13 protein-coding genes are annotated in these 20,852 nt (G+C 50.1%); all 13 read left to right on the forward strand.

Annotated elements, in window-relative coordinates:
• Window positions 1-84 precede the first annotated feature (84 nt).
• The 13 genes from HFP08_RS05665 to HFP08_RS05725 all read left to right on the forward strand — a co-directional run bounded on the left by HFP08_RS05665 (window position 85) and on the right by HFP08_RS05725 (window position 20,750).
• Window positions 85-1,644 carry a response regulator gene (locus HFP08_RS05665; RefSeq protein ID WP_168119568.1) on the forward strand — a complete coding sequence of 520 codons (1,560 nt, stop codon included), beginning with the start codon at window positions 85-87 and terminating at the stop codon, window positions 1,642-1,644.
• A gap of 17 nt (window positions 1,645-1,661) precedes the next feature.
• A complete protein-coding gene (locus HFP08_RS05670) occupies window positions 1,662-3,335 on the forward strand; it encodes a sensor histidine kinase (protein ID WP_168119569.1) in 1,674 nt (557 codons plus the stop codon).
• Window positions 3,336-3,645: 310 nt separating this feature from the next.
• Entirely contained in the window at window positions 3,646-4,617 is a 972-nt protein-coding gene (locus HFP08_RS05675; protein WP_168119570.1) for an ABC transporter permease subunit, read from the forward strand.
• Window positions 4,611-5,471 (forward strand): carbohydrate ABC transporter permease, encoded by an 861-nt coding sequence (locus HFP08_RS05680; RefSeq protein WP_168119571.1) that lies wholly within the window; start codon window positions 4,611-4,613, stop codon window positions 5,469-5,471. Before HFP08_RS05675 ends, HFP08_RS05680 begins: the two co-directional genes overlap by 7 nt.
• 35 nt (window positions 5,472-5,506) lie before the next feature.
• The gene (locus HFP08_RS05685; protein ID WP_168119572.1) at window positions 5,507-7,057 is read left to right on the forward strand and encodes an extracellular solute-binding protein; all 1,551 of its coding nucleotides are present in this window, start codon (window positions 5,507-5,509) and stop codon (window positions 7,055-7,057) included.
• A 129-nt stretch (window positions 7,058-7,186) separates the two neighbouring features.
• Window positions 7,187-10,375 carry a polysaccharide lyase family 8 super-sandwich domain-containing protein gene (locus HFP08_RS05690; protein WP_168119573.1) on the forward strand — a complete coding sequence of 1,063 codons (3,189 nt, stop codon included), beginning with the start codon at window positions 7,187-7,189 and terminating at the stop codon, window positions 10,373-10,375.
• Between the two features lie 182 nt (window positions 10,376-10,557).
• On the forward strand, window positions 10,558-12,180 hold the full coding sequence (locus HFP08_RS05695) for a response regulator transcription factor (RefSeq protein WP_168119574.1): 1,623 nt from the start codon (window positions 10,558-10,560) through the stop codon (window positions 12,178-12,180).
• A 135-nt stretch (window positions 12,181-12,315) separates the two neighbouring features.
• The gene (locus tag HFP08_RS05700; protein ID WP_168119575.1) at window positions 12,316-13,947 is read left to right on the forward strand and encodes a sensor histidine kinase; all 1,632 of its coding nucleotides are present in this window, start codon (window positions 12,316-12,318) and stop codon (window positions 13,945-13,947) included.
• A 465-nt stretch (window positions 13,948-14,412) separates the two neighbouring features.
• Window positions 14,413-15,063, forward strand: coding sequence for an ABC transporter permease subunit (locus tag HFP08_RS05705; RefSeq protein WP_240941169.1), 651 nt, complete (start codon window positions 14,413-14,415; stop codon window positions 15,061-15,063).
• Window positions 15,064-15,085: 22 nt separating this feature from the next.
• On the forward strand, window positions 15,086-16,006 hold the full coding sequence (locus tag HFP08_RS05710) for a carbohydrate ABC transporter permease (RefSeq protein WP_168119576.1): 921 nt from the start codon (window positions 15,086-15,088) through the stop codon (window positions 16,004-16,006).
• An 85-nt stretch (window positions 16,007-16,091) separates the two neighbouring features.
• Complete coding sequence (locus HFP08_RS05715) at window positions 16,092-17,675, forward strand: ABC transporter substrate-binding protein (RefSeq protein WP_168119577.1); 1,584 nt, start codon at window positions 16,092-16,094, stop codon at window positions 17,673-17,675.
• Window positions 17,676-17,768: 93 nt separating this feature from the next.
• A complete protein-coding gene (locus HFP08_RS05720; protein ID WP_168119578.1) occupies window positions 17,769-19,124 on the forward strand; it encodes a hypothetical protein in 1,356 nt (451 codons plus the stop codon).
• 180 nt (window positions 19,125-19,304) lie between these two features.
• A complete protein-coding gene (locus HFP08_RS05725) occupies window positions 19,305-20,750 on the forward strand; it encodes a DHA2 family efflux MFS transporter permease subunit (RefSeq protein WP_206109197.1) in 1,446 nt (481 codons plus the stop codon).
• Window positions 20,751-20,852: the final 102 nt, after the last annotated feature.

A 20,852-nucleotide genomic window follows, 5' to 3' on the forward strand; every position in this document is an offset into this window, starting at 1 on the left:
GCAGTCGTTTCATTTGCATTGACAAGGTCTGAGCTGCGGCTCTACTATGGAGACAAATCATGAGCCCGGAGGGAGCATACAACGATGAAAATTCTCATTATCGAAGACGAGCCGCAGTCGCTCGAGGGCATGAAGCGCATGGTGGAGCAGCTCGATGCGGAGCTTGAACACGCCTTCTTCTGCCGGCATGCGGGGGAAGCGATGGAGGTGATCGAGGAGCATCTGCCCGAGCTCATCGTGACCGATATCATTCTTCCGGATTCAACCGGACTGGATTTGATGGAAAGCATTCAAATCGACCATTACGAGCCGAAGGTCATTATCGTTAGCGGCTTTGACAACTTCGACTATGCGAAGCGCGGGCTAAAGCTTGGCGCGGTTGATTATTTCCTGAAGCCGTTCGACACGGCCGCTTTCAGTCAGAAGCTTCTTGACTGCATGGCCTGGGTCAGAGAAGAGAAACGCGAGCGGCAGGAGCGGCATCATGCGAAGGAAATGGCCCATCTCGGCACGAGATCGATGCGGGATGTGTTCCTGTCAGGCCTATGTCTGAAGCCCGCTTATTTGCAGGAGCATATCCATCACAGACTTCAGACCTGGGGACTGGAATGGCTGGTCGACAAGCCTTGCCGTATTTTTGCGATAACAATGAAAGCGCCTCCAAATAAGCTGAGCGAGCGAGAAGAGGATACGCTCAGCTTTGCAATCGGCAATATCATCGAAGAATTGCTGCAGCGATTTCAACCCTCCGTTACGTTCCAGAATGCAAAAAGAAATTGGATTATTATCGCTTCTTCCAATGAAATGGAAGAGCTGCTGATGACATTAAGCGAAGGGATTACCCGCTATCAGAAGGTGAAGACGGGCATAGGCGTCAGCGAGCCGACAAGCGGCATTCTTGCGCTTCATCAAGCTTACAGCCAGTCCATAGATGCCCTGAGAGCGGCGCTTCTTAGTCGCGAACAGGATATTTGCCGTTTCGAGCAGCTCAAGGAACAGTCGCATAGCAGCGAAGAAGAGATTGCGGCATGCATGCTCTCCTCGGTTGCGATGAGGGATGTCGAGGGCATTCGGGAATCGGCTGATTTATACGTCCATAGTCTGGTCATGAACGGGAAGGCGACGAGGCCTGCGGATTATTCCCAGTCATGCATGGATTTCGTCATGGGGCTTCAGGAGAAGCTGCAGAAGAACACGAAGCTTGCTCTTGGCGTCATTCCACTTGAATTGTGGGAGGAGATGGACGATTGCGAATCAATGGATGATCTCAGCGCGGCCATTGCGAATTATTTTCAGGAGCTGGCGCTTCAATTGAAGGGATTGAACAAAAATTCGCTTGTCGAGCAAGCGCTGTCGATCATCCATGAGCGTTATACGGAGGATTTGAAGCTGCAACAACTGGCAGACGAACTGAATCTGCATCCGGTATGGCTGAGCCAGCTGTTCAAGAAGGAAGTCGGAACGAACTTCCTCGATTACGTGACAGAGCTCCGCATGCAGAAGGCGAAGGAACTGCTGAGGCATTCCAACATGAAAATTTACGAAATCGTCGAAGCGGTCGGTTATCAGGATATCCATTATTTTGGAAAATTGTTCAAGAAGAAGACGGGCGAATCTCCCAAAGCATTCAGGTATGGCAAATGAAGGCGGTCGGCGATCTCATGAGAAGGGGCACGCTGTTCCATAAGCTGCTTCTTGCGCTCGTCATCTCCGTATCCCTGCCCGTGGTGCTGCTCGGCTATGTGTCCTACGATCGTTCCAAGGATCAAATCGAAGAGGTTGCCCGCGTGTTCCTGTCCGACAACGTGAATCAGAACGCGCAGCGCATGGAGCGGGTCCTGACGGATGCTGAGAGCTTGTCCGAGAAGGCTCTTGCCTCGCAAGAGCTTCAGCAGCTGCTGAAGAGTCCTTCGCCGGCCTCATTCTCGGATGAGATAGCGTTCATTCAAGAGATGAATACGCTCATCTCCGAATTGAAGGGACCGTACGAGCTGTATGTGTTCCCGCTGCAAATCGACAAGTTCCCCAATTATGCCAACCTGCTTCAGTACAAGCAGGTCTCTCCATCCCAGGAGCTGTATGACGAAGCGGCGGCTCTGCATGGCAAGGGCTTTTGGACGACGGGCTGGAACGAGCAATGGAAGGCGCCGGACTTCATCTATGTGAGGCAGATTCGCACGCTCGACAACTTTACTCCTGTTGGTGTGATGGCCATTCGCATTCCGCAATTCATGATTCGGGACCAATTGATCGGCCCGTCGCTTTATCCTCAGGCAGCTATCATTATTGCCGATGGCGACGGGCGTATTCTATCGCATGAGGATCCTTCGCAATACGGTCAGCCGTCGCTTCTCAAACAAGGCGACAGCAGTTATCTTCATGCCTCGCTGCAGCTGTCGGTCAAGGACTGGACATTATCGATCTTGCTGCCAAGAGCGGATATTACGGCCAATTTGCAGAAGGTGCAGCGCTTTTCGATCTGGATGGTCGCGCTTAGTTTGCTGCTGATCGTCCTCCTCCTGAGTCTGATCGCAAGATCCTTCACGAACCCGATCAAGCAAATTATTTCGTATATGAAGAAGGTGCGAATCGGACAACTGAAGCCGATGCCGGAGCAGGACAGGCAGGACGAAATCGGACAGTGGATCTACGGTTATAATGCCATGATCTTCAGTCTGCAGGAGCAGATGGATACGATTCGGGAGATGGAGAAGGAGAAGAATGATCTGGAGCGTCAGATGCTCATCTTGCAGATCAACCCCCATTTCTTGTACAACACGCTGGACTCTATCAAATGGAAGGCGCAGGCGATCGACGAGCCGGTTATCTCGGAGATGGTGACGCGCCTAGCCGGCATGTTCCGCTTCACGCTTAGCGACGGCAACGGCTGGACGACCGTGGAACGCGAAATCGAGCATGTGAAGAACTATGCGGCAATCGAGCAGCTGAGAAATCCCGGGCAGTTCAAGATGCTCTATCAGATTCAGAGCGATCTGCTCGGCGCACGCATGCTGCAGCTGATGCTGCAGCCGCTGGTCGAGAACGCGATACGTCATGGCATGAACAAGCGGACGGACGGTCGCGGCAAAATCCTGATTACCGCGATGATCGAGGATGAACATATCGCCATCACGATCGCGGACAACGGCCCTGGGGCGCAGGGCGGCCAGTCGGAGGGCATTGGCCTGGCCAATGTTCGGCAGCGTCTGCGCATTTATTTTGGCGAAGCGTACAAGCTCGAGACAGAATCGACCGAGAAGGGATATACGGTCAAGCTGAAGCATCCGCTGCTGCCGGCTGACGCAGCCATAGAGAAGTTGGATAGGAGCGGGTAGCGATTGGGTTGAAGAAAGTACTTGTGCTGCACGGTAGTGGAAGCTTGCGACATTTCTGTGACTGTCGAAACATTGTAGCTTGTATTGACGATGCTCTAGCGCAGATTTCCAGCGTTGCAGTGCCGAATCCAGCACCGCCCGTCGCTCTAGCGCATCTGACGCCCGTACACTAAAAATGCACCCTTAAATATAAAAAACGACCCGTATTTTCTCCGGAAAATACGGGTTATTCTTTATACATAAGACAGAGGCGTCTCACCTTAAGTCCTCCACTCCAACAGGAGGACGATTAGCAAAGGAGATTGGCAGCATGGATCATCAACCACCTGTACTCGCAAGCAAGCAGCCCCTGACGGCTGCGGTCTCAAGAAGGCTTTCGGCATCGCTCCGACTGCTATGGAAATACCGCGTGCTGTACCTCATGCTTCTGCCCGGACTGATCTATTACGCGCTTTATCGGTACGCTCCGATGGGCGGCGCGATTATCGCCTTCAAGGACTTCAACGTCATGCGCGGCATGTTCGACAGCCCTTGGGCGAATCCCTGGTACAAGCATTTCAAAGCGTTTTACGATTCTCCCTATTTCGCGCAAATCTTGAGGAACACCTTCCTGATCAGCTTCTACAAGCTGGCATGGGGCATGCTTCCCGGCATTCTGCTGGCGGTGATGCTCAACGAGGTTCGAGTGAAGTTCGCAAGATCGATCGTGCAAACGGTTACGTATTTGCCGCATTTCCTGTCCTGGGTGATCATCTATGGCATCTCGCTGTCCTTGCTGTCCGAAACCAGCGGCCTCATCAATATGTGGATCAAGGACAGCATCGGACACAGCATTCCATTCTTGTCCTCAACGGATTGGTTCCGGAGCATTCTCGTCGGTACGGAAATCTGGAAGGATACGGGCTGGAGCGCGATTATCTATCTCGCGGCGATCGCGGGCATCGATCCCGCCCTGTACGAAGCGGCGAGAGTAGATGGAGCGGGGCGAATGAGAAGCATCTGGCATGTCACTTTGCCGGGCATTCGCAGCGTCATTATTCTGCTGCTCATTCTGAAGCTCGGCCATATGCTCGATGCGGGCTTCGACCAAATCTACATTATGTACAACATTCATGTGTATCCGGTAGCAGACATCATAGATACTTGGGTATTCCGAACAGGACTTGAGGAACTCAATTTCAGTCTGGCGTCGGCGGTCGGCTTGTTCAAATCCGTCATCGGATTCGTGCTGGTCGTCATCGCGAACAGTATCGCCAAGAGATGGGGGGAGCAGGTATGGTAAGAAGCTGGAACGACCGCCTATTCAATGCTTTGAATTACACGATTCTGGCGGTCATCGTCATCGCCGTGGTGTTCCCGCTGCTCTATGTCGTGGCGGTCTCGCTCACGCCGTACAGCGAGGTGCTGAAGAACGGGGGCTTCGTCATCATCCCCCACAGCATCACCTTCGATTCGTACACCGCTTTCCTGAACGATTCGCTTATTCCGAGATCCTTCGGCATCACGGTGTTCATTACGCTTGCGGGAACGGCGATCAATCTGGTCTTGACGGCGCTCATGGCTTATCCGCTCAGCAAATCCTATCTTCCGGGCAGAACCTTACTCCTCTTCCTGATCGCCTTCACCCTGCTGTTCAACGGAGGAGTTGTGCCGACCTATTTGCTCGTGAAAATGACCGGTCTCATCAATTCGGTATGGGCGATGATTCTGCCGAGCGCGGTATGGTCCTTCAACCTGCTCATTATGAAAACCTTCTTCGAGGGTTTGCCGAAGGAGGTGGACGAGGCGGCGAGAATCGACGGAGCGGGAGAGCTTCGCATACTCGCGACGATCGTACTGCCGCTCTCCATGCCGGTCATCGCCACGGTCGGCCTATTCTATGCCGTCGGCCATTGGAATGAATTTTTCCAAGCGATCATGTATATCAACGACAGCGACAAATTTCCGCTCCAGGTTATACTCCGGAATATACTGGCGAGCGCCATGATGCCGCCGATGGATGCGGAGGATGTGCTTCCTTCCGAGTCGCTGCAGATGTCCGCGGTTGTTATTTCCGCTTTGCCCATCGTAGTTGTTTACCCTTTTGTCCAGAGATATTTCACGCAAGGGATGCTTCTTGGATCAGTTAAGGGTTAACATAGCAAGTAATAGAAGAAGCGAGGAGAATGGATATGAGAAAAAAAGGGATGGCAACGCTAATGTCCGTCGTGCTCACAGGTATGGTAATGCTCGCGGGCTGCGGCAGCAACAACAATAACGCTACGGATGAGGCGAGCGCCAAGCCGGAAGCAACGGCAACGGGCAATGCTTCTGCGAAGCCGGTCGAGATTAATTTCTTCGCGTCCGGCTCGGGCATGCCCGCTGAGAACGAGGATTTTATTCTGAAGGAGCTGGATAAGCGCCTGAACATGGATTTGAACTTCAATGTGGTGGCGACGGATTATGAGCAGCAGCTCAATGTTAAAATTGCGGGAGGCTCCATGCCGGATCTGTTCGCGGTATCGAAGCCGCAGCTTCAAACCTATGCCGAGCAGCAGCTCCTGCTCGATCTGGGTCCTTATCTCGATCAGATGCCGAATGTGAAGGAGAAGCTGACGGAGGATGATCTGAACAAAGGCAGAATCGATGCCAAGCTGTATGCGATTCCAAAGCGCGCATACTTGCCGATGTCGACCTATTGGATTCGCAAGGATTGGCTGGACGCGGTAGGCATGGATGTGCCGGCAACCGTTGAGGATTTCAAGAAGGCAGCCGAGGCATTCACGAAGAACGACCCCGACAAGAACGGGAAGAACGACACGTACGGAATCACCGGAAGCGGCTTCGGCAGCCCGGACGCGGTTAATGCGCCTTCGACGTTCGACGCGGTGTTCGCGGCATTCGGAGTGGCTACTCCCGGGCAATTCCAGATTGGAGATAATGAAGTGAAATATTCAACTGCCATGCCGGAGATGAAGGAAGCGCTCTCCTATATTCATGATCTCGTGTCCAGCGGTTACGTCGATCCCGAATTTATGACGAACAAGGGGCTCAAGCATCAAGAGAAGGCATTCATGGGCCAGGCGGGCATCGTCTATCTCAACTGGGGCGAGATGGTGAAGGATAATTATGTGGAGCAATACAAAGCAATCAATCCGAACGCGGAATGGATTCAGCTTCCCGCTCTGACCGGTCCCGGCGGCACGTATCAAGGCAGCTTCGATATCGGCAGCACCGGCGGCAGATACGCGATTCCGGCCACTCTGAAGGATGAGCCCGACAAGCTGAACAAGGTGCTCGAATATATCAACTATATTACCGGCGACGAAGGCTCAAAGCTGGTCATGTACGGCATCGAAGGCGAGCATTACAATATGGAAGGCGACAAGGTTGTGCCGACCGACCGAATCTCGGAGACGAGCTACGCGTTCAATCATCAATTAACGGGCCGCGACGAGCTCAACTATCTCAAGACGAAATTCGACAAGCAGCAGAGCTATGTCACCTTTGCCGCCGAAGAGCCGCGCATTAACACGTTTAACGAGTTTATTCCAATTCCGGACGGCATCTCGATCAATGACAAGAATCGCTACGAAACCGAAGAGATTACGAAATTCATCTACGGTCAGCGCTCTTTGGACGAATACGACAGCTTTGTCGAGAAGCTGATGAACGATTTCAAAGTGACGACGTACCTCGAACAAGCGAAGAGCACGCTCAAGGAGCTCGGTTATGTGAAATAAGGAGCTAGACTGTTAAAAAAGCAAACATAAACATAAAAAATGACCCGTATTCGTCGGAGCGAATACGGGTTATTCTTGTATTGCAAGGCATGATAGCGTTTCCAAAAAAGAATGGAGGCAATGATGAACATGGTATGGAAGGCAAAAAGATGGCCTGCAATACTGCTCGTATGCGTGATGCTGGCGAGCATGCTGCCCTTCGCAAACGAAAAGGCGTTCGCTTCGGATGAGTACGACGCGCTCCGCGCCAAGTGGAAGGAGATGATCACGGGAGGCACAGGCTACAGCACAGGGGACGCGGATATCGCGGCGAAGCTGGACGAGATTGAAGACGCGGCGCAGAGCAATTGGGATACGTTGAATACGGATCCCTCGAGAACCCGGCTTTGGAGCAGCCTGGGCAGCGGTTCGGCGGATGTGAGGGACACGTATCGCAAGCTGAAGGACATGGCGCTCGGCTACGCGACCTACGGCTCAACGCTGGAGGGAGATACGGATCTGAGAGACGATATCGTCGACGCCATGGACTGGATGTACGCGAACAACTATAACGAGACGACGCCGGCATCCGGCAACTGGTGGGATTGGGAGATTGGCACGCCGCTTGCGCTGAACGATCTCGTAATTCTGATGTACGACGATCTGACAAGCACGCAGATCGCGAACTATATGACGGCGATCGAGCATTTCTCGCCGGGGGTCGAGCTATCCGGCGCCAATCGCGTATGGAAGGTGACGGTCGTCGGGGTGCGCGGCATCATCGTCAAGGACAGCGCGAAGCTGTACAAAGCGAGAGACGGTCTGGGCGATGTGTTCGAATATTCGACCGACGGCGACGGCTTCTATACAGACGGCTCCTTCATCCAGCACGGGGTCCATCCTTATACGGGAGGCTACGGCAAAAACCTCATCTCCGACATCGCGAACATGATGTACGTGCTGGACGGCTCCACCTGGGAGGTCGTGGATACGCGGAAGGATTTTGTCGCGAGATGGGTGTACGACAGCTTCGAGCCGCTTGTGTACAACGGCGCGATGATGGATATGTCGCGGGGAAGGGAGATCTCCCGCAACAAGTTCCAGGATCATGTGGTCGGCCACTATGTTATGCAAGCGCTGATTCGCATCTCCCAATTCGCTCCGTTCGCGGACAAGCTTGCGATCCAGTCGATGATTAAAGCATGGATTGCGGATGAGACCTACAGTAATTTCTACGAAGACGCAAGCATCAACATGATCGTGCTGGCGAAAGCGATCATGAGCGACAGCTCCATCGTCGCAAGGGACGAGCTCGTCGGCAATTATCTCTTCCCTCAGATGGACCGGGCGGTGCAGCTCCGCGAAGGCTTCGGCTACGCGGTCAGCATGTCCTCGACGCGAATCAGCAATTATGAATCCATCAATGCGGAGAATGCCCGAGCCTGGCACACGGCCGACGGCATGACCTATCTGTACAATGCAGATCAATCACAGTTCAGCGATGATTTCTGGCCAACCGTCAATCCATATCGTCTGCCGGGCACAACGGTCGAGCAGAACAGCACGGTAGGCAGTCATTACGGCGGCAGCAACGAGGTTGGGGGAGCGTCGCTCGGCGAATACGGAGTGATTGGCATGCGTCTCATGCCTTACAGCCAGACGCTCGACGCGAAGAAATCCTGGTTCATGTTCGACGATGAGATCGTGGCGCTCGGCTCGGATATCGCTTCGACAGACGGAAGCCCCGTCGAGACGATCGTCGAGAATCGCAAGCTGAACGCATCCGGCAACAACGCGTTCACAGTGGATGGAACGGCGAAGTCGACCACGCTTGGCTGGAGCGAGTCGCTGACCGGCGTGGATTGGGCGCATCTGGACGGCAACACGTCGGGCTCGGGCATCGGGTATTATTTCCCCGATTCCTCCAATCTGGAAGCGCTGAGAGAAGCGAGAACGGGCAAGTGGAAGGATCTCAACAGCTACAAAGGCTTTGACGATACGACGCTGATTACGAGAAACTATCTGACGCTCTATGTCAACCATGGCACCGACCCGACAGCGGGAAGCTATTCGTATGTGACCTTGCCGAATGCGACGACGACTGAGACGAGCGCCTACGCGAGCAGTCCCGACATCGACGTTCTCGAGAATTCCGATGAAGCGCAGGCGGTCGAAGAGACGACGCTTGGCATCAAGGCCGCGCAATTCTGGCAGAATAGTTCCAAGACGGTTGGCGGCATTACGAGCGACAGCATCGCCTCCGTCATGGTAGAAGATTCCGGCGGCGAGTTGGCTATTGCTGTGGCAGACCCGACACAGGTGAATACCGGCAGTATCGGTATTGAGTTGAGCGGCACTGCGGCTTGCGTGCTGGAGAGCGATCCGGCCATTACCGTACAGCAATTGTCGCCGAGCATTCAGCTATCCGTTAATGCGAATGGCAGCGCGGGAGCTTCCAGGCTGATTAAGCTGAAGAAGACCGGCACATGCAGCGGCATTACTCAGACGACAACTTATGAAGTCGAGGACCTGCCGTACGACAGCTCGGGCGACACTTCCACGGTCTACCACACCGATGCGGCGGCAAGCGGCGGCGAATGGAGATGGTATGCGGCCGATTCAGTCGGCGATTATATCGAGAATGCGATAGATGTGCCGGAGTCAGGCACGTATGAAATATCCGTTCGGCTGAAAAAATACAATTCAAGAGGCATCACTCAATTATCCGTGCAAGGCGTCGATGTTGGATCCGGAATTGACGGCTATGCCTCCAGTCAATCGTTCCAAACGATGCCCGTGGGAACGATATCCTTCGAGAAGGGCGGACCGAAGACCATCAGGTTCACGGTGACCGGCAAGAACGCCTCCAGCTCGGGCTATGGCATTCCGCTCGACTCGATTATTCTGGTGCGTACGGGACCGTCTCCTTCGAGCCTGACCTACGAGGCTGAGGACCTTACGCTAACGGGATCCGCCGGGGATACGTTCGGCGTATACAGCGACAGCTCCGCAAGCGGAGGCAAGGTGACGAAGCTGATTGGGAATACGGCGGGCGATTATATCAGCCACACGGTCAATGTCGCCGTGCCGGGAACCTATCGCATTCATGTGAGAGTGAAGAAATATTCGGATCGCGGCCAATTCCAGCTCTATCTGGACGGCAAGCTTCAAGGCAATCCTCAGGATGAATACAGCGCTTCTTCCGGCTACAGGGAGCTTGATCTCGGAGTAGCGAACTTCACGCAGACGGGCAATCATGAATTCAAATTCACGCTCGCCGGCACCTCAGGATCGGGACTTACCCTTGTATTCGATAAGCTGACGCTTTCGCCGGAATAAGTCAAGCTCAAGCCGGAAGGAGACATTAACAGCCGAATCTAGCAATTCATCATCATTTCGCGGTTATTCATCATGGCATATCACGGGAACTTCCATTATAATTGGACTATTCATAGTCAAGCCGCCGTACGCGTTGTACGGCGGCTTGACTTCCAATACAGCGCGTAAAACGGGAGGTTTCCATGTATAAAATTCTGGTTGTGGACGATGAGCCGAGAGTGAGCACAGGCATTAAGAACTTCCTGCTGGCTTCAGAATTGAACATATCCTATGTGGAAACAGCCTTGAACGGCTTCGAAGCCATCGATTATTTGCGAATGGACACCTTTGATCTTGTATTAACGGATATACAGATGGGCAGGATGAACGGCATCGAGCTGATGGAGACAATCTATATGGAGCAATCCAATCTGCCGGTCATTGTCATCTCGGCTCATGAGAAGTTCGACTTCGCGAAGAAGTCGCTCAGACTCGGCGCCAGAGATTATCTGGTGAAGCCGGTGGAGCTCGATGAGCTGCTGCGGGTCGTTGGCAAGGTGCTCAGCGAGAAGGAGGAGCTTGGCAAGCAGTCGCTCCAGCGTTCGATGCAGGAGCGGGACGAGAAGAGCGCCGTTGTCAGACGCAACGAGCTGTTGATGGAGCTTGTCACGGAGCGCAGCCTGACGAAGAACGATTATCAGGATCTGATCGCAGAGCTTGGCGAACAGGTGAAAGGGCAATATTTCGGCGTTATATCCATACGACTCGATCTCAGCTACGGCGGCTTCAGCAATCGCGAGATCAGACTTCAAGACCGGAAGCTGCTGAAGTATGCGACGATCAATATAATAGAAGAAAGCCTGACGGAATGGAACGGATTGACCTTCAACGGCTTCGGCAATGAGCTCATCAGCATTATTCAGATCAGCGATCAAGAGGTTTCTGGACAGCGCTTTCAAGCTCATTCCCAATTGCATCTCATCGGTCAGATGATCGCAATGAACGTGAAGCAATATTTGAATGTAGAGACGACGCTTGGCATCTCGACGCTGCACGGCAATGTGCTGATGCTTCCCAAGCTGATGGAAGAGGCCAACGCGGCGGCGGAATGGAAGAATCTCCATCCTACGCAGAAGGTGTTCTATTATGAAGACGTAGCCGAGCAGCAAAATCTGAATATGGCGGAGTGGATGGCGAAGGTGGATGAGTTCATCCAGCTCATGAAGGGCGGCCAGGAAAATCCCCAAGCCGTCAATCCGCAAGTGATTCTGAGTCCCCTTCAGGAATTGAGCCATACCGAGGAACTCATGAACAGCTATTTCGGCATGCTCGTTTATCGCATTTATGGCTTGGTGCTTGAGTATGGCCGGGGCAGCGGAGCGTCGCTGCATCGTTTCGACCCGGATGTCTATTTCCGAGGTCTTGCCGGCAAGGAGAGGCAGGCTCAGCTCGAGCGTTATATCGAGGAAAGCGTCGAATTGATTCACGAGTTCGCGAAGGAGAGGGATCAATCCATATTGTCGCGGATTACGAATTTCATTCGCGAGAATTATCGGAACCCCGCGCTGAAGATACAGGATATCGCAGATGAAGTGCATTTCAGCACGGCTTATCTGGGCTATTTATTTAAGAAGGAACTGAAGAAGAATATATGGGATTTCGTGACGGATCTTCGCATCGAAGAAGCGAAGCTGCTCTTGACGACAACGGAGCTCAAGCGTTACGAAATCGCGTATCAGGTCGGCTACGAATCTCCTGAGCATTTCAGCCGCATGTTCAAGCGCTACACGGGCAGTTCCCCGGCTGAATACCGCAAGGATAGCTAGGGGCGGGCTTACAAACACGCTCTAGGAGGGATTAACCTGAAGCTGAAATATAAAGTCACCATCGCGTTCCTGCTGTTTATCATAGGGCCCTTCCTGATTGTTGGCTGGTATTCCTTCTACAAAGCGTCCGAATCAATGAAGAATGAAATCGGAAGGACGATGCTGGAGCTCGCGAACCAGAATCACTATGCCATCGAGAAGACGTTGTCGATTGTGAATGATCGAACCGTCACGCTGCTGGACAATCAAATTTTCAGCGATCCGAAGCAGTTTCAATTCTGGACACACATCGAGACGCTCGGCGATATTAATAAAGCGGATGAAATTTTGGAGAAGTGGACGGCGGACGGCACCATATACTCCATGTACATTAAAAATTTGTACAACATAGTTCCTCAAATGGATTTGACTTATCGGACGATAGGCTTCAAATATATTGAAGCTGATGGGAGGGGGCTGCTTCCCGAAGTCGCCTCCGTCTTGAATGAAAAAGGGGGAGGAACGATACGTCTCATCGATTCGGGGAATGGAACGCAGACCATCGCTTTTATGCGAAGCATTCTGAATCCGAAATATTATGATGATGTAATTGGAATGCTCGTTGTGACTAAGCTTGAGTATCTGTTTACGAAGGATCTCGTTCAAGTAAAACTACCGCCGAATTCAGGCATTTTCCTATTTAATGATGAAGGTCAACTATTGATTTCGGATGGACCTGATGAGTTCACAATGGCGAACATCCCTTTCGAAGCTAATGGCAAAACGGAAGGCTATTATTTTAAGAAAGAAGAAGGCAAGAGGTGGTTGTATGCCTTCTCTAGAAATCCAGCGTTCAATACAACCTTGGTTTATAAAATCCCACAAAAATCCATTACAGGAAAACAAGAAGTGTTTCAAATTACAATGATGACGGTTTCCGTCGTATATCTTCTGTTTGTACTGGCATTTGTGCTCTATTTGCTCCGCATTCTAGTGAAGCCTGTACTGAGATTGGTTGCCATCACCAAGATTTATGAGCCTGGACAAGTTCTGGATATAAGCCAAGATATGCTCCGCACCGATGAATTCGGATTATTGTATGGAGCTTTCCTGAAGATGATGAAACGACTGGACAAATCGGTTGAAGAAAACTATGGTATGCAGATCAAGCAGAAGGAAATCGAACTCACAACTCTACATTCTCAAATTACGCCTCACCTCTTGTACAATACGCTCGACTCGATCTATTGGTACGCCATCGACAGCGGGAATAACGAGGTTGGCGGCATGGTGAAGGATCTGTCCAAGCTGCTGCGGATCGGACTCAGCAAAGGTCAGACGATGATTACCATCAAGGAGGAAATCGAGCATATCCAAGCCTACTGCCGCTTGCAGATGAAACGCTATCCCGACACCTTCGAGGTGGAATGGGATATTGATGAAGAGGCGCTCGACTTTCTAACTCCCAAGGTTATCATGCAACCACTAGTAGAAAATGCGATTTTCCATGCCGTCAGTTCAATGGATGGCGAAGGGAACATACTGGTCAGTGTGAAGCTTGAACAGGATGAGCTAAGGCTGATTGTAGAGGATAATGGATTTTTACCTGTGGATATGGAGCGATTACGACAGATTGTGAGTGGTGAAATACAGGATAAGGGATACGGTATTCGAAATGTGAATCAGCGCATTGTTCTGCACTTTGGCGTAAACTATGGATTGACATACGAGTGGAGGGAGCAGGGCGGAGTTCGAGCAATCATTAATTTGCCAATTTTGAAAGAATAGGAAATTTCAAGCTCCAGCTAATGGCTGGGGCTTTTATTTTGAATGTTTTAGATCACATTTATGAGTGAATACATCATCGTATTGGAGGGGGGGGCATTCTATAATAAACCCATGAGAGAGGAAGTGGTTAACGTGGAGAAGGCGGTCGGCCTTGAGAAAGAGAGATTGAATAAGATGGTTTCGAGGGAAAAAACAGGTCTCCGATTGTTTTGGTTCAATATGTGGAAATATCGTTACTTAACCATGCTAATGATACCAACAATCGTTGTTATTCTTATGAACAGTTATTTTCCGATGTTCGGTGTCTTCATAGCATTTAAGAATATTAATTACGCTGACGGTATATTCCATAGTCCTTGGTCTGGTTTCAAAAATTTCGATTTCTTATTCAGCTCAGGATCGTTATTTCGAATTACGAGAAATACGGTTTCATACAGCCTGGTGTTTATGATTGTCAATCTTATTATGTCGGTTAGCATTGCTATAGGCATTAATGAGCTTAGTAAAAAGTTTCTGTCAAAGGTATATCAAAGCTTTCTGATCTTGCCTAACTTCTTATCGATGGTTGTGGTAAGTTATCTCGTCTATGCTTTCTTGCACCCGGATTATGGATTCATAAATGTTATGACACATAAGTTTTTCGGCGCAGATAAGATCTTCTGGTATACGGATAAGACGTATTGGCCATATATTCTTGTCATTGTTAACGCTTGGAAGCATGTAGGTATTGGCGCGGTTATCTATATTGCCGCTATCGCCGGAATTGATCCAGAATATTATGAAGCTGCCGTTATTGACGGTGCTTCAAAGTGGAAGCAGATTCTTCATATTACTTTGCCTACGATTCAGCCGGTAATCATTATTCTAACGATATTGTCTATGGGCAGTATATTCAATTCAGACTTTGGACTCTTCTATCAGGTACCTCAGAACTCCGGAGCGTTGTTCCCGGTTACCGATGTTGTTGATACTTACGTTTACCGATCCTTGCTCGTCATGAATAATATCGGCATGTCGTCAGCAGCAGCTTTAGTTCAATCCGTAGTCGGATTCATATTGGTTATTGCTACGAATTATACCGTGCGCAAGATTAACAAAGAACAAGCTCTATTCTAAGTCATACAGTGAGGTGAACCCTATGAGTAAAGTATCCAGTGTGAATAGCAAACGCGAGAACGAATTGTCATCTACGACACAATTCGTCATGCATATGATCTTCATCTTTCTGGCATTGGCCGCAGTGTTGCCGGTTGTGCTCGTTATCATTATCTCATTCACGAGCGGAGATTCTATTCGCGCTAACGGTTATAGCTTCTTCCCGGATAAAATGGTGCTCACATCCTACACAACGATATTCAAGGATTACGAAACCATTCTAAGAGGGTATTCCGTCAGTATTGGCATTACGGTTATCGGGACGATTTTGAGTGTGGTACTCATGGCTTTATATGCCTATCCTATATCCCGAGCCGACTATCCATTCCGAACCTTCTTTACCTTTTTCTTATTCTTCACGATGCTGTTCAATGGCGGACTCGTCAGCAAATATCTGATTTACACACAGTTGTTCCATTTAAGGGATAATTACATTGCGCTTATTCTGCCGTTGTTGATTGTACCGTTCAACGTCATCATAATGAGAACCTTCTTCCAAACGACGATACATCCTGCAGTCATTGAATCTGCAAGAATTGACGGCGCCGGCGAGCTTAGAATTTTTGCCCGAATTGTATTGCCGTTGTCCTTGCCGGTCATGGCGACAATGTCGCTATTCAGTACGATTAATTATTGGAATGACTGGTTCAATGCGTTGGTCTTTATCAATAACGAGAAGATGTATCCGCTTCAATATCTGATGATGCGCGTTCTGAATGAGATTCAATATCTTCGGGATCAGATCGAGGTTGTTGCCGCGAATCCGGCGCTGACACGAGATTTGCCGGATGAATCCTTGCAAATGGCGATGGCTGTGCTTGGTATGGGACCTATTCTCGTGGTCTATCCTTTCTTCCAGAAGTACTTTGTTAAAGGCTTGACGGTTGGTTCCGTTAAGGGTTAATAAATGGCGGTAGTTCAGATCGATGGTTTAGAAACCGGAGATCGTTCTATATAGCTTTGCAAACATCAATCTTAGGAGGGTAAATATGAAACAGAGAAAGCGCAGCATGCAGATTTTAGTCGTACTCGTTCTTATGTTTTCGCTAGTGGTATCCGCATGTTCGAACAACGGGGGCAATAACAATCCAGAGCCGACGAAGGATAGCGGTTCAGGCAGTCCGACAAACGAGGCATCAGCAACGCCGGCTGCTGATAAGCTTGATCCGTACGAAGTCGTTATCACTTACTTCGGTACGCCTGAGAAGGATGTTGCTGAAGTGCAAGACAAATTAAGCGAGTATTTCAAAGAGAAAATCAACGCAACGGTTAAGCTTGTTCCTTATGCAAGCGCTGATTTCAAAACAAAAACAGAATTGTCGATGAGTACCGGCGAGAAGATGGACTTAATCTTCACAGCATCATGGCTCGGCTATTTCGAGAATATTGTTAAGAAGGCCTACCTGCCGCTTGACGAGCTTCTGGATGAATACGGACAGGGCATCAAAGAAAATCTAAACCCGCTATATCTGGAAGCGCCGCGCTTCAAAGGCGAATTGTATGCGATTCCAACAAACAAAGAGATTACGCAAGGCAAGGCGTTCATGTATCGTCAAGATATTGTAAAAGACTATAATATTCCAATCGACGATATCAACTCCTATGACGATTTGAAGCCTTATTTGGAAATGATGCATGAGAAAAATCCGGATATGGTGAATCTCTATGTATCTGGCCAAGGTAAAGGCGACGGCATTATGTATGAAACAAGATCCAACTACCGTCCGATTGGTCCGCTAATCAATAAGAGCGCCGGCTGGTTCTATGACTACACAGATACAGATAATGTTGTTGTGAAGGATCTATTGGATCCAGAGATTACTGAAGTTAACAAGAAAGAATTTGAAGTCATGCATACGATGTTCGAGGAAGGTCTAATCAACAGTGATGCTGCGACTAACACAGACAAGATTGATCCATTGCGTTTGGATGGAAAAACATGGGTTCAAGCTGTAACCTGGAAGCCAGGCGCAGATGCTGAGATGGAAACATCCGTACAAGGCAAATACAAATTTGTATCGCATATTCTTGAAGAGCCAGTTGTTACAACCGATTTAGCTACAGGCTCCATGATGGCTATCTCGCGCACTTCGAAGGATCCTGCTCGTGCAATGATGGTATTGAACCTGCTTCATACAGATCCATACCCGATCAATCTGATTGTTAATGGTATTGAAGGCAAGCACTATACCAAGACTGGTCCAAATCGTATCGAGCATATTCAAGATTCCGGCTATGGTGAAAGTGCTCTATTCTGGGTAATCGGCAACCAATTAAACAACTACCTGCTGCCTGCTCAACCTGATGATCTGTATGAAAACTGGAAAACGTTCAATAATGAAGCAAAACGTTCGCCTTTGCTTGGATTTGTATTCGATGCGACGAATGTACAGAACGAGGTTTCAGCGCTTAATAATATCATGAATGAATATGCAGGTATTCGCACAGGTGCTGTAGCCAATACTTCGAAGCTTGTTGACGAACGTAATGCGAAGCTGAAAGCAGCCGGCATTGAGACTGTTACGAAAGAAATTCAAAAACAAATTACAGAATGGCAAGCAAACCAAAAGTAAATAAAATGGCTTGAATGTTAGGTCTAGCTTGGCAAAGAGTCTCCTTGCGGAGACTCTTTCCATTTCATGACTGGATTGGAGTGAGGGAGTAAGATGAAAGCAATGAAACCTGAAAATTTGATCTATACCTTTGTCAGCTATGCTTCTCATTATGATACACCATGGGGGAAGGGCGTCGCTCTGGAAGGCATTGATCGAACCGCTGCCTTGGCGCATAAGTACAATATACCGGTCACATGGATTGTTAATAAGCAGTCTGTGCCGATACTGGAGGAGCGCATTAATCGGTGGCATGAGGAGTTCGGCGACAATATTATTCTGCAGACGCCGTTCTTTATCGAGGATTGCGGCATGGATAAGGCGAAATTCAAGGCCGCTTTGGAGGACGCTTGGGGCGTGATTCAAGGAGCCTTCCCTTGGGCCGGCACGAAGGTGGCCGCCCGCGGCAAGATTTATAACGAGGTTATCCAGGTGCTGGAGGAGCTTGACTTCAAAGGCATGTGGGGCTATTGCTGGGAGCAGGTATGGTGGGACGGCATTACGCATAAGGGAATACCGTGGGGCTCCTGGTATGTCGACCCGAATCGCTACAAAGTACCGCATCCGGGCAAGGGCAAGGTCGTCGCTTGCGAATGGACGGCGCGAGATTTGAATCTCACGTATCATTCCGGCAGTCCGGTCATCTATTCCACCGATCCGAACGATGTGCTTCGCGCAGGTCTTTGCACAGGCGATAATATCGACTATTGGAAAAATCTGTTTGAGGATTATCTCGTCAATACGGCGCTTAATGACCAGGTTTTCTTCTTGCAGCAGCAAGAGGCGCATGAGATGGAATTCACGGAGCAATTCGCCGTATTCCCGGCCTCTCATGTGGAGGGCTGCGAAGGCATGCTCGATCTGTTCTTCCAGCACATCACCCAATATGAAATTACGCTTACGACGCTGCCTCATGCCATGGAGCTGTATCATGCGCATAACGAGGAGACGGCGCCGGTCTATATGCTGACGAAGGATACGAAGATCAGGCCGGAGATCAATGAATACACGATGACGATGGGCGGCGTTGGCTGCGGTCCGTGGCCGAATGCCTTCCTCTACTATGATAAAGAATGTCAGATGGCGTTCGTGGAGGGTGAGAATACGCCTAGAACCTATCGCAGCTATGTTGGAAAGGGCAATATGCATGATGAGTTCGTCGAAGCGACGCCGCAGGTGTTCGTAAGCAAGTATGAGAAAACGGATGAGCATATCCGAGTTGTATACGAGATCAGCTATTGGAAGAGGCTGCCGTTCGGTCTCGCCTACTGGGATGCTCTGGAGGGCTTTGAAGTGGCGGCGTTCTCGGGCTGTCGCGAAGCGAAGCTGATTGGGGAACAGCTTGTTTTCTTGCGGCTTGAGCTGACAGGGGAGCCTTGCAGGATCGAACTGCTGCTTAAGCGAGCGTAAGCGAAGAAAAGAGGAATAATCATTCATCCTTATGCCTAGACTCTAGGCATAGGGATTTTTTTCTTTTAACAGAACTTTTGTTTGACTTTCGAGCAAATGTTCGGTACCTTTGTAGAGGTGGGGACATTTGTCCGCTAAGTTTAGGTACATATTAAGGAGGAGTTAAGTTTGGACGTAGGCATGGCTTCAAAGCCCTCTAACATCGACGTCAGCAAGCTGAAGAGGGGCCCTATTGTTACCGCGCTGATTATTGGCGCATTTGTTGCTATTTTGAATGAGACCTTATTGAACATTGCATTCCCCGATCTCATGATTGATTTCAACATCGAAGCGACAACCGTGCAATGGTTATCTACCGCATACATGCTTGTTGTCGGGATTCTGGTTCCTATAACGGCGTTATTGCAGCAATGGTTCACGACGAGACAGATGTTCATCGGCGCAATGGTCTTGTTCCTCGCGGGAACGATTATTTGCGGCGTGGCGCCCGTATTCGGCGTGATGCTGCTCGGACGCGTCATTCAAGCGCTTGGAACAGGGCTTATGCTGCCCGTTCTGATGAACACGATATTGATTATTTTCCCGCCTGAGAATAGAGGCGCGGCGATGGGCATGATCGGACTTGTTATTATGTCCGCTCCGGCCATCGGCCCGACATTATCCGGTCTGATCGTCGATTCGCTTGACTGGAGATGGCTGTTCTATCTCATTATTCCGTTAGCGGCATTTTCGATTATTTTTGCCCTTATCTTCTTGAAGAATGTAACGGATCTGACCAAGCCGAAGGTAAGCATTCTGTCGATCCTGTTGTCGTCAATCGGCTTTGGCGGCGTTGTGTACGGCTTCAGCCGCGCAGGCGAGCATTCCTGGTCCGATCCGACCGTTATCTGGTGCATCGTTATCGGCGTTGTGACGTTGATTCTGTTCGTCATCTATCAGTTTATGCTGAAAGAGCCAATGCTTGATATGCGAACCTTCAAATTCCCGATGTTCTCGCTTGTTACGGTTCTCATGCTGATCATGATGATGGCAATGTTCTCGACGATGATCATGCTTCCGCTCTTCCTGCAGAATGCCTTGCTGATGACGGCACTATCAGCTGGTTTGGTCATGATGCCAGGCGGCATCTTGAACGGTCTTATGGCTCCGATATCCGGTAAGCTGTTCGACAAGTATGGCCCAAGAGCGCTTATTATACCCGGCTTGATTCTTATGGTCATCTCGATTTTCTTGTTCTCGCAAGTGAAAAGCACATGGGGCGGCGGCTATGTTATCTTCTTGCATGTGCTTATGATGCTGGGCATCTCCATGGTCATGATGCCGGCTCAGACGACAGGCTTGAATCAACTGCCTAAGCGTTATTATGCTCACGGTACTGCGCTGATGAATACATTGACCCAGGTTGCGGGCGCAATCGGGACGGCGTTGTTCATCTCCATCATGTCCTCCGGCTCCAAGGATTATGTCGCTTCTACCGGAGACACGAATCCGATTGAAGCGATGGTGGCCGGTCTGCATGACGCATTCTTCGTCGGCTTCATTCTCGCGATTATTGCCCTTGTTGTGAGCTTCTTCGTGAAACGCACAACCTCGCCTCAAGAAGACAAGCAGGAAGGCGCTGCTTAATCTACTGTTTTGACTAGTGAGTCAGCCTATTAAGCCGCCCGGCCCCCGAAGAGGGAGGCCGGGCGGCTTTGTGGTGACACGCGTTCCGCCCCACCGCGCGCT

It is taken from the genome of Paenibacillus sp. HB172176 (assembly GCF_011947265.1).
Taxonomy (GTDB): domain Bacteria; phylum Bacillota; class Bacilli; order Paenibacillales; family Paenibacillaceae; genus Pristimantibacillus.

What these genes read in the sequence shown, in the direction of transcription:
- HFP08_RS05685 (WP_168119572.1), top strand. Translation starts at nt 5,507, where the DNA reads ATGAGAAAAAAAGGGATGGCAACGCTAATGTCCGTCGTGCTCACAGGT.
- HFP08_RS05675 (WP_168119570.1), top strand. Translation starts at nt 3,646, where the DNA reads ATGGATCATCAACCACCTGTACTCGCAAGCAAGCAGCCCCTGACGGCT.
- HFP08_RS05690 (WP_168119573.1), top strand. Translation starts at nt 7,187, where the DNA reads ATGGTATGGAAGGCAAAAAGATGGCCTGCAATACTGCTCGTATGCGTG.
- HFP08_RS05670 (WP_168119569.1), top strand. Translation starts at nt 1,662, where the DNA reads ATGAGAAGGGGCACGCTGTTCCATAAGCTGCTTCTTGCGCTCGTCATC.
- HFP08_RS05710 (WP_168119576.1), top strand. Translation starts at nt 15,086, where the DNA reads ATGAGTAAAGTATCCAGTGTGAATAGCAAACGCGAGAACGAATTGTCA.
- HFP08_RS05725 (WP_206109197.1), top strand. Translation starts at nt 19,305, where the DNA reads ATGGCTTCAAAGCCCTCTAACATCGACGTCAGCAAGCTGAAGAGGGGC.
- HFP08_RS05680 (WP_168119571.1), top strand. Translation starts at nt 4,611, where the DNA reads ATGGTAAGAAGCTGGAACGACCGCCTATTCAATGCTTTGAATTACACG.
- HFP08_RS05715 (WP_168119577.1), top strand. Translation starts at nt 16,092, where the DNA reads ATGAAACAGAGAAAGCGCAGCATGCAGATTTTAGTCGTACTCGTTCTT.
- HFP08_RS05695 (WP_168119574.1), top strand. Translation starts at nt 10,558, where the DNA reads ATGTATAAAATTCTGGTTGTGGACGATGAGCCGAGAGTGAGCACAGGC.
- HFP08_RS05665 (WP_168119568.1), top strand. Translation starts at nt 85, where the DNA reads ATGAAAATTCTCATTATCGAAGACGAGCCGCAGTCGCTCGAGGGCATG.
- HFP08_RS05705 (WP_240941169.1), top strand. Translation starts at nt 14,413, where the DNA reads ATGTCGGTTAGCATTGCTATAGGCATTAATGAGCTTAGTAAAAAGTTT.
- HFP08_RS05720 (WP_168119578.1), top strand. Translation starts at nt 17,769, where the DNA reads ATGAAAGCAATGAAACCTGAAAATTTGATCTATACCTTTGTCAGCTAT.
- HFP08_RS05700 (WP_168119575.1), top strand. Translation starts at nt 12,316, where the DNA reads ATGAAGAATGAAATCGGAAGGACGATGCTGGAGCTCGCGAACCAGAAT.